This window comes from Mycobacterium montefiorense, from assembly GCF_025823255.1.
Taxonomy (GTDB): Bacteria; Actinomycetota; Actinomycetes; order Mycobacteriales; family Mycobacteriaceae; genus Mycobacterium; species Mycobacterium montefiorense.
Window position 1 is genome coordinate 114,371 of sequence record NZ_JACKVL010000018.1, and the last position, 14,609, is coordinate 128,979.

At 64.9% G+C, this 14,609-nt stretch carries 13 protein-coding genes and 2 pseudogenes; 5 read left to right on the forward strand and 10 right to left on the reverse strand.

The features are described 5' to 3' along the window. Together H7K34_RS26360 and H7K34_RS26365 are read right to left on the reverse strand one after the other, a co-directional pair. Entirely contained in the window at window positions 1-2,448 is a 2,448-nt protein-coding gene (locus H7K34_RS26360) for an FtsX-like permease family protein (protein WP_264065047.1), read from the reverse strand. A gap of 65 nt (window positions 2,449-2,513) precedes the next feature. Next, window positions 2,514-3,212, reverse strand: coding sequence for an ABC transporter ATP-binding protein (locus H7K34_RS26365; RefSeq protein WP_108924327.1), 699 nt, complete (start codon window positions 3,210-3,212; stop codon window positions 2,514-2,516). Between the two features lie 330 nt (window positions 3,213-3,542). Between H7K34_RS26365 and H7K34_RS26370 the strand changes: the two are divergent. The 3 genes and pseudogenes from H7K34_RS26370 to H7K34_RS26380 all read left to right on the forward strand — a co-directional run bounded on the left by H7K34_RS26370 (window position 3,543) and on the right by H7K34_RS26380 (window position 6,291). Beyond that, window positions 3,543-4,945 (forward strand): annotated as a pseudogene (locus H7K34_RS26370) (WS/DGAT/MGAT family O-acyltransferase). Window positions 4,946-5,128: 183 nt separating this feature from the next. Then, window positions 5,129-5,917, forward strand: coding sequence for a heavy metal-binding domain-containing protein (locus H7K34_RS26375; protein WP_108923302.1), 789 nt, complete (start codon window positions 5,129-5,131; stop codon window positions 5,915-5,917). Continuing rightward, window positions 5,914-6,291, forward strand: a complete 378-nt coding sequence (locus H7K34_RS26380) for a DUF5073 family protein (protein ID WP_108923304.1) — start codon at window positions 5,914-5,916, stop codon at window positions 6,289-6,291. The genes H7K34_RS26375 and H7K34_RS26380 overlap by 4 nt, the downstream gene beginning before the upstream one ends. 26 nt (window positions 6,292-6,317) lie before the next feature. Here H7K34_RS26380 and H7K34_RS26385 read toward each other — a convergent pair whose 3' ends face one another. The 4 genes and pseudogenes from H7K34_RS26385 to H7K34_RS26400 all read right to left on the reverse strand — a co-directional run bounded on the left by H7K34_RS26385 (window position 6,318) and on the right by H7K34_RS26400 (window position 8,868). Continuing rightward, window positions 6,318-6,791 carry a nuclear transport factor 2 family protein gene (locus H7K34_RS26385; RefSeq protein WP_264065004.1) on the reverse strand — a complete coding sequence of 158 codons (474 nt, stop codon included), beginning with the start codon at window positions 6,789-6,791 and terminating at the stop codon, window positions 6,318-6,320. A gap of 152 nt (window positions 6,792-6,943) precedes the next feature. Further along, a pseudogene (locus H7K34_RS26390) lies at window positions 6,944-7,609 on the reverse strand (cutinase family protein); the annotation flags it as partial. An 85-nt stretch (window positions 7,610-7,694) separates the two neighbouring features. Then, window positions 7,695-8,114, reverse strand: a complete 420-nt coding sequence (locus H7K34_RS26395) for a hypothetical protein (RefSeq protein WP_264065048.1) — start codon at window positions 8,112-8,114, stop codon at window positions 7,695-7,697. Between the two features lie 85 nt (window positions 8,115-8,199). After that, window positions 8,200-8,868, reverse strand: a complete 669-nt coding sequence (locus H7K34_RS26400; RefSeq protein ID WP_264065005.1) for a TetR/AcrR family transcriptional regulator — start codon at window positions 8,866-8,868, stop codon at window positions 8,200-8,202. A 179-nt stretch (window positions 8,869-9,047) separates the two neighbouring features. Here H7K34_RS26400 and H7K34_RS26405 point away from each other — a divergent pair, with 179 nt between their 5' ends. Beyond that, window positions 9,048-10,814 carry an N-acyl-D-amino-acid deacylase family protein gene (locus tag H7K34_RS26405; protein WP_264065049.1) on the forward strand — a complete coding sequence of 589 codons (1,767 nt, stop codon included), beginning with the start codon at window positions 9,048-9,050 and terminating at the stop codon, window positions 10,812-10,814. Here the strand turns inward: H7K34_RS26405 and H7K34_RS26410 are convergent. Together H7K34_RS26410 and H7K34_RS26415 are read right to left on the reverse strand one after the other, a co-directional pair. Then, entirely contained in the window at window positions 10,811-11,194 is a 384-nt protein-coding gene (locus H7K34_RS26410; protein WP_372510883.1) for an AMP-binding enzyme, read from the reverse strand. The two genes, H7K34_RS26405 and H7K34_RS26410, sit on opposite strands and share 4 nt — an antisense overlap. 21 nt (window positions 11,195-11,215) lie before the next feature. Next, window positions 11,216-11,815, reverse strand: coding sequence for a TetR/AcrR family transcriptional regulator (locus tag H7K34_RS26415; RefSeq protein ID WP_264065006.1), 600 nt, complete (start codon window positions 11,813-11,815; stop codon window positions 11,216-11,218). 208 nt (window positions 11,816-12,023) lie between these two features. Here H7K34_RS26415 and H7K34_RS26420 point away from each other — a divergent pair, with 208 nt between their 5' ends. After that, window positions 12,024-12,569, forward strand: a complete 546-nt coding sequence (locus H7K34_RS26420; RefSeq protein ID WP_264065007.1) for a class I SAM-dependent methyltransferase — start codon at window positions 12,024-12,026, stop codon at window positions 12,567-12,569. 11 nt (window positions 12,570-12,580) lie between these two features. On the opposite strand, the gene H7K34_RS26425 is transcribed toward H7K34_RS26420, so the two are convergent. Both H7K34_RS26425 and H7K34_RS26430 read right to left on the reverse strand, forming a co-directional pair. Beyond that, window positions 12,581-13,960: a DEAD/DEAH box helicase gene (locus H7K34_RS26425; RefSeq protein WP_264065008.1), complete on the reverse strand. Its 1,380-nt coding sequence runs from the start codon at window positions 13,958-13,960 to the stop codon at window positions 12,581-12,583. A gap of 311 nt (window positions 13,961-14,271) precedes the next feature. Next, the gene (locus H7K34_RS26430; RefSeq protein ID WP_235616831.1) at window positions 14,272-14,553 is read right to left on the reverse strand and encodes a nitrile hydratase subunit beta; all 282 of its coding nucleotides are present in this window, start codon (window positions 14,551-14,553) and stop codon (window positions 14,272-14,274) included. Between the last annotated feature and the right edge of the window lie 56 nt (window positions 14,554-14,609).

Genomic DNA, 14,609 nt, shown 5'->3' on the forward strand with positions numbered 1-14,609 from the left:
TTACTCGACCCCGACGGCTTCGATGATGTTCAGTCGTGCCGCGCGGCGAGCCGGCGGCACTGAGCCGAGCAGGCTGATCGCCAGCGCGCCGAGGGTGAAGGCAAGCGCCATCCAGCTGGGGTGGAAGCTGACGTGGAAATTCATCATGTCGCCGCTGACCAGGCTGAACAGCCACTGGTCGACGCACCCGAACGTCAACCCCAAAAGTCCGCCCACGAACCCGATTCCGGCCGCCTCGGCCAGCACCATCCGCAGGGTGAACCGGCGGCTGGAGCCCATCGCGCGCAGCACCCCTATTTCGCGGCGGCGTTCCAGCACGGACAGTGTCAAGGTGTTGAGCAGCGCGACGGCGGCGACCAGGACGACGATGATCCAGACGGCGTTGGCGATGAACATGCTCTGGTGCATCGGCGCTTCGAGCCCGGCCAGCTCGGCGTTGCCGTCATAGACGTAGTTCGGGGTGGGCACCGCCGCACGGACGTCGGTCAGCAACCGACGCGAATCCACGCCCGGGGCCGCGGCGATCTGCAGGGTCGTCGTCACCGGACGGTCGAACCACGCCCGCATCTGATCCAGACCCAGACCCAGCGTGCCGATGACCGTCGAGAAATAGGGCACCAGGGCCAGCACCGTCGCCTGCCGCACACCGTGCGGCGTTTGCATGCGGAGTTGGTCTCCGACCCGAACGTGCAGGGTCTTGCCGAGGTTCTGCGAGAGCACCACGCCCCGCCCGGCCAGCACGTCGTCGCGCACCTGTTGGCCAAGTGCCCGGTATAGCGGGTCCGCGGTCCCGGCGGAGAATCCGTCGAGCATCACCCGCGTGCCCCCGACCTCGGCGAACCCGAACGCGCCCTCGGTGACATGCCCAACTCCCGGTACGCCGGCCAGCTTGTCGGAAAGCCGTTGCGGGAGAGCGTCAGTGGGGTAGGTGTCAGGCGGATTCGCGCTCACCCACACGGGGGTGTCCACCACCGATGTGAAGATGCCACGCGCGGATCGGATCATATCGTTGTTTGTGCCGGTAATCGTGACGGTCGTGATGACCGCGATGACCACCGTCATCACCGTCGCCCACACCCGTCGTGGCGCGCGCTCAATCGTCGCCGCGGCAAGGGCGCCGACGGTTCCGAATATTCGCGCAGTGGCGGCCGCGGCGTTGACGATGGGCATGGTGAGTGCGAAACCAAGTGCGATCTCCGCGGAGAAGATGGCTGACATCGCGATGAACGCCAGGACGCCGCGCTGCGTGATGACGACTGCGATCGATACCGCGAAGACCAGAATCGCCCCGAGTCCACACCCGACCCGTAGCCAGCGCGGAACGTGGTCCGCGGCTGACACTCCGACGGGTGCCAACGCCTCGATCGGAGCCACCTTGTACACCTGGCGTGCCGCCATCGCCGAGGCGACCACGCTGGTGAGTGCAGTCGTCACGATGGCGATCGGTATCGCGTAGCTGGGTAGCCAGAATTCGATGCGGGCTTCGAGGCCTTGCGTCATGGCCGGTGGCAATTGGCTAATCGCGCTGCGGCCCAGCAGAATTCCGAGTGCCGATCCGATCCCGCCGCCGATCACCCCGAGGATTGCCGCTTCCGCAAGCATGTCGCGGACGATGACCGCGCGCCGGCCGCCGAGCGCGCGCAGCAGCGAGATGACCGGCCGGCGCTGGGTAATCGCCATGGTCATCGTGGTGTAGATCAGGAAGGCGCCGACCATCAACGCCACCATCGCACCCATCAGGGCCATGTAGTTCATCAGCTTGACACCGTCGCCGGCCCGGGTAGCCCGCATACTCGGGTCGGCGACGATGGCGCGGCCGTTCACCGCCGCACTGACCGCGGTGCGGACCTGGCTCAGATCCGCACCGGGTTTGATCGTGATCAGGATCGAGTCGAGCTGGCCCTGTCGCCCGGTGATGTTCTGCGCGAACGCAAGTGGCGCAAGGACATAGTGCCCGCCGTTGAGAGCCGAAACCTCTTTTCCGGCGAGCACTTCGGTCACCGTGACCGAATCCGAGCCGAGCTGGAACGTCTCACCCTTGGCACGACCGATACCCGGCCCGATCCGGACCCCGTTCGCGGGTCCAGATGGATTCGCCAGTTGTTCTGGCGCACCGCTTTTCAACGCGTCCTTGAGCGCACCGCCGAGCGCCGCGAGGCGTTCGTCGGCGCCGAACAGCAGAACCGGGCCCGACGAGGTGGACACCGGCGTGCGGATCATGGGTGCGGCGGTCGCCACCCCGGGAACCGCGGCGACGTCGGCGGCGATGGTGTCGGGAAATCCCGCGTCGGTGATGCCGGAGACCTCCAGCGAGGCGACGCCGGCGATTCCATCGCTGAGGCGATTGACCGATCCGGTGATCGACCCGAAGATCCCGAATATCGCCACCAAATACATTGCGGAGACCGCCATTACCGCAATGGATGCGATCGTGCGCCGCCGGTGCATGGCGAGCTCACGCAGGCTAAACACACGCAGCCGGCTCGCGGTGGCTCCGATCGCGGAAGCCCGTCTCACACCAGGGCCGCCGATCGTTCGTTGGAAACAATCCGCCCGTCGGCCAGCATGACCACCCGGTCGGTTGCCTCCGCGGCCTCGGGGTTGTGGGTCACCATTACCACTAGCCGGCCGCGTCCGGCCTCGTGCGCGACTTCGCCGAGCAGCGTCAATATCGAAGCGCCCGTACTGGAGTCGAGGTTTCCGGTGGGCTCGTCGGCCAGGATCAACGGTGGATCCATCATCAATGCGCGCGCTACGGCCACGCGCTGCATCTGACCGCCCGACAGTTCCGCGGGCCGGTGCTCGGTCCGGTGCCCGAGGCCGACTCGTTCCAGCAGCCGAATCGCATCCGGTTTGGCTTTGCCCAGCCGCACGCCGTCAAGTAGTTTCGGGACCGCGACGTTCTCCCACGCCGACAGGGTCGGCAACAGGTTGAAGAACTGAAAGATGAAGCCGACGCGATGATGGCGAAACTGCGACTGCTGTGCGTCGTTGAGGCGGCCGATTTCGTCGCCGTCGAATTCGATCGATCCGGAATCGGGGGAGTCCAGCGCACCGAGCAAATGCAGCAGGGTGCTCTTTCCCGCGCCGGAAGGCCCGACCATCGACACGAACTGCCCGCCCTCGAGCCGCAGGCTGATCTGGTCGAGCGCACGTACGGTTTGTCCGCCGATCTGGTATTCGCGGACCACATCACACAATTCGATCGTCAGCAGCTTGTGCTTGGGACCATCGGCGATTTCGGCTCGTCTGAACATGATCCTCCTGCGATTCCGCACGTGATCAGCGCTAGCCGGCCGCTTCCTGGATACGGCGGCCAGGATGCTGATATCTCGTAATACGAGACCCGGCGGTGCTCGGTTCAGCCAGCTGAGGCCGACGGCGCGGGGATCGAAGAAACATCCAACGATCGTTCAATACCGCGGCGGTATGTCTTCAAAATTTAACCGAGTTCGCCTTCTCGGGGTGTAGCTGACCATTGGTCAGCTACCTAGACTCCTAGGCGCCGGGGGTTTAGGACGTCACTAGTCGAGCGGGCGGCTATGGAACGACTGAGCGGGCTTGATGCGTTTTCCTCTACTTGGAGACGCCGACACAACCGTTGAACGTGTGCTGCGTGTCGGAGCTGGACACGTCGACGATGCCGGAGGGCTACACATACGGGGGGTTTCGCGCGGCGTTGGCGCGCAGCGTCGCCGCGGTGCCGGAATTCCGGATGAAGCTCGCCGACAACCAGCTGAACCTGGATCACCCGGTGTGGGTGGACGACGAGAACTTCCAGCTGGAACGTCATCTGCAGCATGTCGGCGTGCCGGCGCCCGGGGGTCGTCGCGAGCTGGCCGAGATCTGTGGATACGTCGCGGGGCTGCCACTCGACCGTGATCGACCGCTGTGGGAGATGTGGGTGCTGCAGGGCGGCGCGGACAATGACTCGATTGTCGTGATGCTCAAGATCCATCACGCGCTGGTCGATGGCGTTGCGGGCGCCAACCTGCTGGCTCACCTGTGCAGCATGCAGGCCGATGCGCCGGCCCCGCGAGCCGTCGAGGGTGCGGGCGGCGCTAACCCTTTGCAGATCGTGGTGAGCGGACTGCTCGGATTTGCCCGCCGTCCGTTGCGATTGGCGACTGTGCTGCCCACGACGGCGCTGACGTTGATGCAGACGGTGCTGCGAGCACGCGAGGGCCGCACCATGGCAGCACCGTTTTCGGCGCCATCGTCGGTGTTGAACGGCTCCGTCACCCGGTATCGCAACATCGCCTATACCCAGCTGGATATGCGCGACGTCAAGCGAGTCAAGGAACGCTTCGGGGTCACCGTCAACGACGTGGTGGTGGCGCTGTGCGCCGGCGTATTACGGCGATTCCTACTCGAGCGCGGCGAGCTGCCCGAAAACCCGCTGGTGGCCACCGTGCCGGTGTCGGTGCGCGGTAAGTCCGATCGTCCTGGGCGCAACCAGACGACGTGGATGTTCTGCCGGGTGGAAAGCCAAATCAGCGATCCCGCCGAACGTATCCGCGCGATCGCCGCGGGAAACAGCGCCGCCAAAGAGCACACCGCGGCCCTGGGCCCCACGCTGCTGCACGACTGGACGCAGTTCGGTGGGCCGACGACGTTCGGCGCGGCGATGCGACTGCTGCCACGCATTCCGATCAACCGCAGCGCCTACAACCTGATCCTGTCGAACGTCCCGGGGCCGCAGGATCAGTTGTATTTCCTGGGCTGCCGGGTCGACGCGATGTACCCGCTCGGGCCGATCATCGGCGACGCCGGACTCAACATCACCGTGATGTCGCTCAACGGCGAACTCGGGATCGGGTTGATCGCCTGTCCCGACCTGTTGCCTGACCTGTGGGGCGTGGCCGACGCGTTTCCCGATGCCCTCAAGGAGCTGCTGGAGTGCAGCAACACTAAGCCGCAAGACAGCTACCCGCCGGATGCGTGACGGGGCTCGCTGTGAGTTCACGGTTTTCACTGTGCACCCAGGGTGGTGACACGCCGGGCCGCGGCGTCCAGAGCACACAGTCACGTACCTGTCGCTAACTTCAGGCCGCTCCTTGCACGTTATGCATGTGTTCCTAGGCCCCGCGGCCTACGCTGGCTGCGAACCGCAGGAGGGTCTTTGACAATGCAACCGAACTCGCTCGATCCCGTCGCCAGCGAACGTCTCTCGCACGCCGGGAAGATATTCACGTCCGACCTTTCGATCAATGAATTCGCACTGCTGCACGGGGCCGGATTCGAGCCGATAGAGCTTGTGATGGGGGTGTCGGTCTATCACGTCGGCTACCAGTTCACCGGGATCCGGCAGCAATCGGAGCTGCCCGTACTGACCGACGCGACCTACCGGGCGCGCTGGAACGCGATGTCGCGGATGCAGGCCGAGGCCGACGCGCTCGGTGCCGACGGAGTGGTCGGCGTTCGGCTCGATTGGCGCCATCAGGGCGAAGGCGAGCACCTCGAGTTCATCGCGGTTGGAACCGCCGTGCGCTACACCGAGAAGCCGGGAGCCTTTCGACGCCCGAACGGGCAGGCTTTCTCGAGTCACCTGACCGGCCAGGATTTGACCACGCTGCTGCGCTCCGGGTTCGCCCCGGTCGCCTTCGTGATGGGCAACTGCGTGTTTCACATTGCCGTGCAAGGCTTTCTGCGGACCCTCAGTCAGGTGGGCCGCAACGCCGAGATGCCGCAGTGGACGCAGGGCAGCTACCAATCCCGGGAACTCGCGATGTCCCGCATGCAGGCCGAGGCCGAGCGGGATGGCGCAAACGGCATCGTCGGCGTGCATTTCGCCATCTCGAACTACGCGTGGGGACATCACACCGTCGAGTTCTACGTGGCCGGCACCGCCGTGCGCCGCGTCGGCGAACCGCAAACCATCACACCATCGTTTGTGCTTCCGATGAGTGATGGATGACCAGCTTCGACCATCAGCGAGCCAGTCTCGCCATCGGTGCCGCCTTGGCCGGGCCCGGGGGAGTTGGGCAAGTCGTCAGAGTGTTCTGCGGGGTCCCGGGCGTCATCCTGACCCCGGCGCGCCGCGGCCTTTTCCGGTCTGCGCCCGAGCGGGTGCAGATCGGCGACTGGCGCTACGAGGTCACTGCCGATGGCCGCTTGAGCACCGGCCACGTGGTCAATGGCATCGTCCTGGCGGAGGAGGTGCTCCCCGCGGGCGCTGTCGGCGCGCATATCGTCCGCGCGCTCGCGCAAGTGGTGGGTAGCTACGGTCCCACGATCATTCCCAACATCGACGCGGCTGTCGAGGTGCTCGAGGCGGCACCCCGCTACTGAGCGAATCATTCAGCGGCCGAGCGTATTTACTCGGCCAGTTGTGCCTGGTCCATCGCCACGACCCAGCGGCTGAATCGCCACACCCCGTGCTGCTTGACCGCGGTGAATTCGTATCGACCGGTGAGGTCGGGGATGGGAGGACCACCTTCCTTGATCGCGAAGACCTGCACATAGCAGTGCCCAGTCGCGTTGGTGGGGCCCTGGCTGGAAAACCAAAACGAGTTCAACGCATGACGGCGCTGGTTGTTCTCGGCCTTGAATTTCGCTTTCCGGACCGCGAGCAGACTCATGACCGTATCGATGTCCTGCGATAGCTCGGTACCCTCGTGCAGCAGGCCGAGCTGCGGCGCCTCGGTGAACAGCGCACGAAACTCGTCCAGCCGGTTTTGGTCGTAGCTGTGAGCGTAGGCGCCCAACAAATTGATGATCGCCAATCGATCTGCGACATCGAAGTCCGCGGACCCGACGTCCTCATCTGGTGAAGGCTGCCGATCTGCCACTCGACCACTTACGCTGCCGGCCCCGGGGGTGGTCCCGGGTGGTGCGACGCGATCGGTGCGGGCGTCGGTGACGGTGAGGGTGAATGCACCGGCGCCGGTGGATGAGTCGGTCCCGACGTCGGAGATGTGCCGCCCGGTGGAATTGTCTCGGCGATGCGATTGGCGGTGAAATCCGCAGCCTGATCGATCATTCCGGCCTGCTGGTACTGCCGATGCGCGGAGAAATCTCCCGAACCCGCACAGATCGGGTCGTTGGGCGCGCACAGCTCGATCGTCTTGGCCGCGTACAGGGGACCGACCGTGACGGAGGGCTGATTGATCAGGTTCATGAACTGGGTCGACGGTTTCCCGAACAGTACGACCGCGGCGACGTGGTTAGCAACGTCGACGGGCATCGGCTGCAGGCCCTGCCCCAGACTCGTCCCGTCCGGCACCTGGTTGGCGGTGACGAAGCCCATCACGGCCGCTCCCTGAGAGTAACCGCCAAGCACCATCATCGATTTGGGGCAGCTCGTTGCCATCTGTTGAATGTGAGCACCCGCGTCGGTGATCCCGTCGACGGCTCTGGGAAAGTCCATACTCGCCGGATAGTTCACCGGATACACCCCGACAGACTTTGCGCCGACATGTGCACGCAGCGAGTCGACGAAACTCGCACCGACATCGCCCACTCCGGGCGCCTCGTCGGTCCCTCGAGCGAACACAACTTCGACGTCGGGGCACGGTTCGGCAGCGCCGGAGGGAGCGGGGACGATCAGCAGCGTCCAGGCGAACGTTGCAGCGGCACAGAATAAAACAGGGAGGGCGTACGCCTTCACGTGTTGAATTTTGTCACATTTTCACCACGCGCGCTTGCTCAATATATCCGCATTGACCACTACGCGCCATTTCGTTGTGGCTCAACTACTTTGGTGCCGCTGGTCCACCAACGTGTCGCCTGCGCAGAAACGCGCTGCCGGCACGCAGCACGCCGCGGAATGCGTAGGCGGCGGTCACAACGCACAACACGACCAGCAAGATGGCCATCGCCAACCAGTTGCCTCTGCTGTGGTCGACGTCCCACCAGACGATCGTAAACAGCACCGCGCACAGCAACACCACCACATCGCGCCAGTTCCCCTGGTACGACAGCGCGGCCCTGCGCAATGCGCGGCTCCGGTCTGCGGAATCGACCAGGTCGTCGACACGGGCATCGATCGAGCGCCGCAGCGCGTCGCGCCTTTCGGTAGCCTCCGGCGGGAGGCGATCCAGCAGGTCCATGTCCTGCTGGATCAATTTCCGATAGTCGGTGCCTCGGAATTGCACGGCCGCAATCGCGAGCATGGCGGCACCGAAAACGGGCGCGCTGTCCAGGGCGATCTGTGCCAGTCCGACCACGTCTGCTCCTCCTCGCGCCGATGGTCCGGGATCAGGACGCCGCCGATGGTCGCCGACGGACCTGTGGCTCGGAAACGCGCAGCGGGTCCATTGCCTCCGCGATTCGCGGGTAGGCAATCGCGGGTCCGATCCAACGGATCAGGTAGCGCCGAAGATCCGTGCCGCTGCGCGGGGGCCGGCCGGGGTCTGCCAGGAACGAGTGCAGCAGCCGAAGGGTGAACTCGTTCAACTCGTCCAGGCCGGCATCGTCGAAACCATGTTGTTCCCAATCGATATCGAAGCGGTGCAGCATTGAGCGGCCGAAGGTTAGCGCGGTGTCCGACACGATGGAGATCGTTTGACCGCCGCGGTGGCGCCGATTGAGCACCAACTCGAGCTGATTGTCGGAGGCCAGCTGTTCGAATGCGAACGCGAAGCTTTCGGTCACCGCCAGGACGGGGTCGGTTATGCCTTTGAGATGGGCCGCCAGATGGTCGAGGAAGCCGTCGGCCGACCGCATCGCGCTGGCCACCAGCAAAGCCTGGGTTCCGGGGAAATATCGGTACACGGTCTGCCTGGTCACGCCCAACGCGCGGGCGACGTCGGCGATTCGCATGGCCGATCCGCGCTCGTCGATGATTTTGTCCGCCGCATCCAGGATCCGCTCGATCGCCTCCTCGTCGGAGGCGGGCGTGTTCCCTGCCCAACCGTGGCTGCGCATGCTTAGCGGGTGGCAGACGTGTCGTCGGTCGTCATCACGGCTCGATCATATCGTCGCAGCTAGACGATCGTTGCTGATGTGCGCGGCTGACCTGAAATCAACGCCCCGATGTCGGTTCGACTCACGACGAGACACTATCTGACGTGTGTATGATCACTGCAAATCAGGAGGCCCGGGATATGCAGTACGACACCGTGATCATGAACGGACGCTGGTTCGACGGGACGGGCGCGCCATCGGCTGTTCGCAACATCGGCGTGTGCGACGGCCGGGTCGCCACCATCACCGACGGGCCGCTGGATACGACGGGCGCCGATATCATCGACGCGTCCGGGCACTGGGTGATTCCCGGGATAATCGACATCCACACCCATTACGACATCGAAACACTCTGTGAGCCAGCACTTTCCGAATCACTGCGACACGGCGTCACGACCGTGATGTTGGGATCCTGTTCGCTGTCCACGGTGTACCTGGAAAACGTCGACGCTGGCGACATCTTCGGCCGGGTCGAGGCGATTCCGCGGCGCTATGTGATCGAGCAACTCGACGAAGCCCGTTCCTGGAACAACCCGAAGGAATATGTGGCCGCCCTCGAGGAGCTGAACCTGGGTCCCAACATTGCGGCCTTCATCGGGCACTCCGATATGCGGGCCGCCACCATGGGACTGGACCGGGCGACCCGCAAGGACATTCGCCCGTCGCCGACGGAACTCGCGCGGATGGAGTCGATGCTGGAGGAGGCCCTGGACGAGGGTTTCGTCGGGATGTCTTCGCAGCAACTGCTGTTCGACAAACTTGACGGCGAGATCTGCCGCTCGCGCACTCTGCCGTCGACGTACGCCACGCCACGCGAACTGCGCCGCTTGAACGCGATCTTGCGGCGGCGCAAGAAGATTCTGCAGTCCGGCCCCGACATCAAGAATCCGCTCTCCATCGTTTCCCAGCTGGCGACGTCACTCGGGGTAGGACGTCGTCGCCTCAAGACCAGCCTGCTGTCGGCCGCTGATGTCAAGTCCTTACCGCCGGTAATCTACTTGATGGACGCGCTGGCGCGGATTGTCAACGCCCTCGGTGGTGACTTCCGTTGGCAGCATCTGCCGGTGCCGTTCGAGGTCTACGCCGACGGGATTTCGCTGGTCATCTTCGAGGAGTTCGGTTCCGGCGCCGCGGCCCTGCATCTACAGGATGAGATGGCCCGCAACGAGCTGATGCGCGACGAGGGATATCGGCGGCAGTTCCGCAAGGACTACGACCAGAAATACGGGCCACGGGTGTGGCACCGTGACTTCTTCGACGCCGACATCGTGGCCTGCCCCGATGAATCGGTCGTCGGTAAGTCGTTCGGGCAAGTAGGAGTCGACCGCGGCGGCCTGCACCCGGTCGACGCTTTCCTCGATCTGGTGCTCGAGCATGGCGAGGCGCTGCGGTGGCGGACCACGATCTCCAACCACCGGCCCGAGTTGCTCAAGAAGCTGGCGCAGAGCCCGAATGTTCAGATGGGGTTCTCCGACGCGGGCGCGCACCTGCGCAACATGGCGTTCTACAACTCGGGGCTGCGACTGCTGCGGCATGTGCACGATGCCGAGAAGCAGGGCATGGCGTTCCTGTCCATCGAGCGTGCGGTGCACCGGCTCACCGGCGAGCTCGGTGCCTGGTACGGAATCGATGCAGGCACACTGCGCGAGGGCGACCGCGCCGACATCGTGGTGATCAACCCCGACAAGCTCGACGAATCCCTCGACGCCTATGCCGAGAATCCGGTCGAATCCTATGGCGGGCTCTCGCGGATGGTGAATCGCAACGACGACACCGTCAGCAACGTGCTGGTGTCCGGGCAACTGGTATTCAGTGCGGGCCACGCCTCGCCGGTGCTGGGCAAGCAGAGGTTCGGCCGATTCTTGCGTGCCGACCAGTCGTCCCGGTCGCTGACGCCGGCAGTCTAATCGGATCCCGTTGTGGTGGCTAGATTTTCAGCTGCGACCTGCTTGGCCCACCGATAGTCAGCCTTGCCGGCTGGCGAGCGCCGACCGTGGCCGTGCGGATGATGGCCTTGGGCAATTTTGCATCGAGCGATGTGCTGTTGGCACGTTTCGAGCAGCTCCTCGTCGGAGGGATCCCGGCCCTCGACGAGTTGAACGATCGCGACTACCTCCTGGCCCCAGCGCTGCGAAGGCCGTCCGGTGACGACGACGTCGTAGCTGCCGGGATGCTCGGCCATCGCGGCCTCTACTTCCTCGGCGAAGATCTTCTCGCCGCCCGAGTTGATCTCCCATGACTCTCCTCGAGGTTTGCCGGTGTCCGCCGGCGGGGTTGAATAGTCCAATTCACTTGTGCGGTTGGACTATCAGGCAACCGAGGCCCCCAATATAAGGTTGACCGCCTCGTCGAGTTGCCCGGCGATCTCCTCGTAGCTGACGAACCGCGCCGTCATCAGCGCACCGGCGAACGTCATTTGCAGGGTGGACTTGACGGCACGCGGCCATCCCGGACCTAGCGCCGCCGCTATCCGCTTCGACACTTCTTCGCCGATCTGTTCGCGCAGCGGCTGGACGGCCGGATCGTCGGCCATCAACGCGGCTCCGCAGGCAGCGGTGAGCTCGGGCTCTTCGGCCACCGCCACGGCCATGTCCCGCAGCGTCGCGCTCACCCGGGTCTTGGTGGTGTCGTTGAAATTGGTGTGCAGCGGCAATGCGCGCAGAAATCGCAGATACACCGCGGCCACCAGCGCGCTTTTCGACGGAAAGTACGTGTAGGCGCTCGCGGGCGACACTGCGGCCCGGGCCGCAACCGCACGCATCGTCAGGTTGGCGAACGACGATTCGCGCAGTTCCTCCAGCCCGGCGTCGAGAACCTTGCGAATCGTTTGTCCCGGCCGGCGGTCCGACCGGCGGGAACCGCCGGTGCCGGTCACCGCTTCGGCAGGATGAATCGCTTCTCTAGACACTCGTCCAGTGTAGGAAACGGAACGCGCGCAGCCAACCACACCGCCCGATCCCCGCCAAAAGGGCCGTTGCTGCAGCGACAGCATTCGTCGTCAGGTCATCGGCAATGGCGGCACAACGCCGGCGGCCAAACCTCTGACGTCAAATACAGACAGATGTCCAGAAAATCCGGTTGGTCGTTCTCGTCCCGCGACTCGTAGAGTGACGGCTGTGACCCGGGAGGACCAGCGCCGTTGGGACGAGCGGTACACCAGCAAGGCACCGGCATTCAGTGGTGCGGTTGGCGCACCCGGCGTCTTTGCCGACTATGCGGATGCCTTCCCGACCGCCGGGCGGGCTCTCGACGTCGCGTGCGGCCGCGGCTTCGCCGCGGTCTGGTTGGCCCAGCGCGGGCTGGACGTCATCGGATTGGACGTCTCCGCGGTGGCCGTCGGTCAAGCACGGGAGCTGGCGCGGCACAGCGGCGTCGAGCACCGATGCCGGTTTGACGTCGTGGATCTCGACGACGGACTGCCGGACGGGCCCCTCGTTGACGTGATCGTCTGCCACCGGTTCCGCGACCCGCACCTGGACCACGCCTTCATCGAGCGCTTGGCACCGGGCGGGCTGCTGGCAGCTTCGGCACTGAGCGAAGTCGGCGCCGAACCCAGTCCGTTTCGCGCCGCACCCGGCGAGCTCGCCGCGGCATTCGCCGAATTAACCGTGATAGCCGCCGGCGAAGGCCGGGGGCAGGCGTGGCTGCTGGCGCGAGCTTGACGCCCGCGAAGTTATCCGCCGCTTCCCTGCGCGCGGCTGGAGCGACGACGATCCAGCCGCCGGGTCGGCGTAGCGGAGCGGTGCGATATCGCCGATTCGGTGGGGGCAGCCGTGGCCTTTCTCGGTGACCGATTGTTGTTCCGGCGACGACGTTGCCCGCCCGCATTCGGTCGGTGCTGCGCGGGCGTGCGCGATGCGCCATTGGCGGGCGCCGGCGCCTGGTAGGGGGCGATCTCACCGACGAGCGCTTGCACCGCCTCGGATGTGGCGGTCACCTGCTGAGGAGCGACCTTGATGCCGGCCTTGCGCATCAACGCCTGGGTGTCTTGACGCTGTTCGGGTAGCACGACGGTGACGACGTCACCGGCGCTGCCGGCCCGAGCCGTGCGCCCGGAGCGGTGCAGATAGGACTTGTGCTCGGCGGGCGGGTCGATGTGCACGACAAGTTCGACCTCGTCGACGTGCACGCCCCGCGCGGCGATATCGGTTGCCACCAGTACGCGAGCGCCGCCCGAGGCGAACATCGCCAGGTTGCGTTCGCGGGCGGGCTGAGACAGATTGCCGTGCAAGTCGACCGACGGAACTCCCGATTCGGTGAGCTGTTTGGCGAGTTTGCGCGCTTGATGCTTGGTGCGCATGAACAGAATTCGGCGGCCGGTGCCGGAAGCGAGCCGGTGCACAAGTTCGTTCTTGGCCTCCGCATTGGCGACGTGAAACACATGATGGGTCATCTCGGATACCGGTGAGTCCGCCCCGTCGACCGAGTGCAGCACCTCGTCGCGGAGGAACCGCGTGACGAGCTTGTCGACACCGTTGTCCAGCGTTGCCGAAAACAGCAGTCGCTGGCCACCATTCGGGGTAGCAGCCAGGATTCGGGTGACGCCGGGCAGAAAGCCGAGATCGGCCATGTGATCGGCTTCGTCGATGACAGTGATCTGCACTGCCTCGAGGCTGATCAGCCGTTGCTTCATCAGATCCTCGAGCCGGCCCGGACAAGCCACCACGATGTCGACGCCGGACTTGAGGGCAGCTACCTGCCGGGTTTGCGAAACGCCACCGAAGATCGTGGTAACGCGCAAACCACAGGCCGCTGCTAACGGTTCGAGCGTCGCGGTGATCTGAGTCGCCAGCTCACGAGTCGGTGCGAGCACCAAACCCGATGGCCGCGAGGGGCGCCGGTTGCCTTCGGCGAGGCGGCTGACCAGTGGAATGGAAAAGGCAAGGGTCTTTCCGCTGCCTGTTTTCCCGCGGCCCAGCACGTCTCGGCCCGCGAGCGTATCCGGAAGCGTCTCGACCTGAATGGGAAACGGATGTGCGATCCCGCGCTCGGCGAGCGCGCTGACAATTGTTCTGCGCACGCCGAGGTCGGCAAAGGTTTTGTCGGTAGTCACTTTTCGGTGCCTTTCAGGCATCGTTAGTGCCGGGGCCCAGACGAGACGTCGCGTAGGCATCGGCACAAGGTGGCGAGATTGCCGGTCGGCAATATCGATCGCCGCGAGACAAGCTAGTGCGGGTGCACGGATCATCTGGATTCGGTGTCAAGCGCTGGCTTTGGGCTGGCACCGGGGGATGAGGAAGCGTTCCACGACGTTGTTGGCATTCATGGTGAAGCGGCCAACGTTGGTGCAAGTCTAGCGCACGCGGAACCGAACGGCTAAACAGGCCGGGAAAGCCGCTTCCAGCAGGGGAATCGGCGGTGGAGTCAGGATTGGAGCCTGGCCCTCACCACGGCCAGCCGTTCGGTTAATTCGGCCTCGTCGATGACGCCGCGCGCCACCAGCGAGTGCGCCAATGCCACCAGCCGGTTTTCCGGGTAAGGCAGGTCCGCATAGACCGTGGCGGACAGTTTGTCCTCGTCGTTTCGCCGGTCGACAAAGCCGAGTGCCTCTGGGCCGCAACTGCTTTGATCGAGCGCATCGCACATGCCGTCGAGGCTGGTCTGCCATGGCGGCACCGGATTGGCGACCCCGTACATCTGGGCCATCCGGCTCCAGACCTGATTGCGTTCAACGATTTTCGCCAGCGGCGCGATCGGGGACC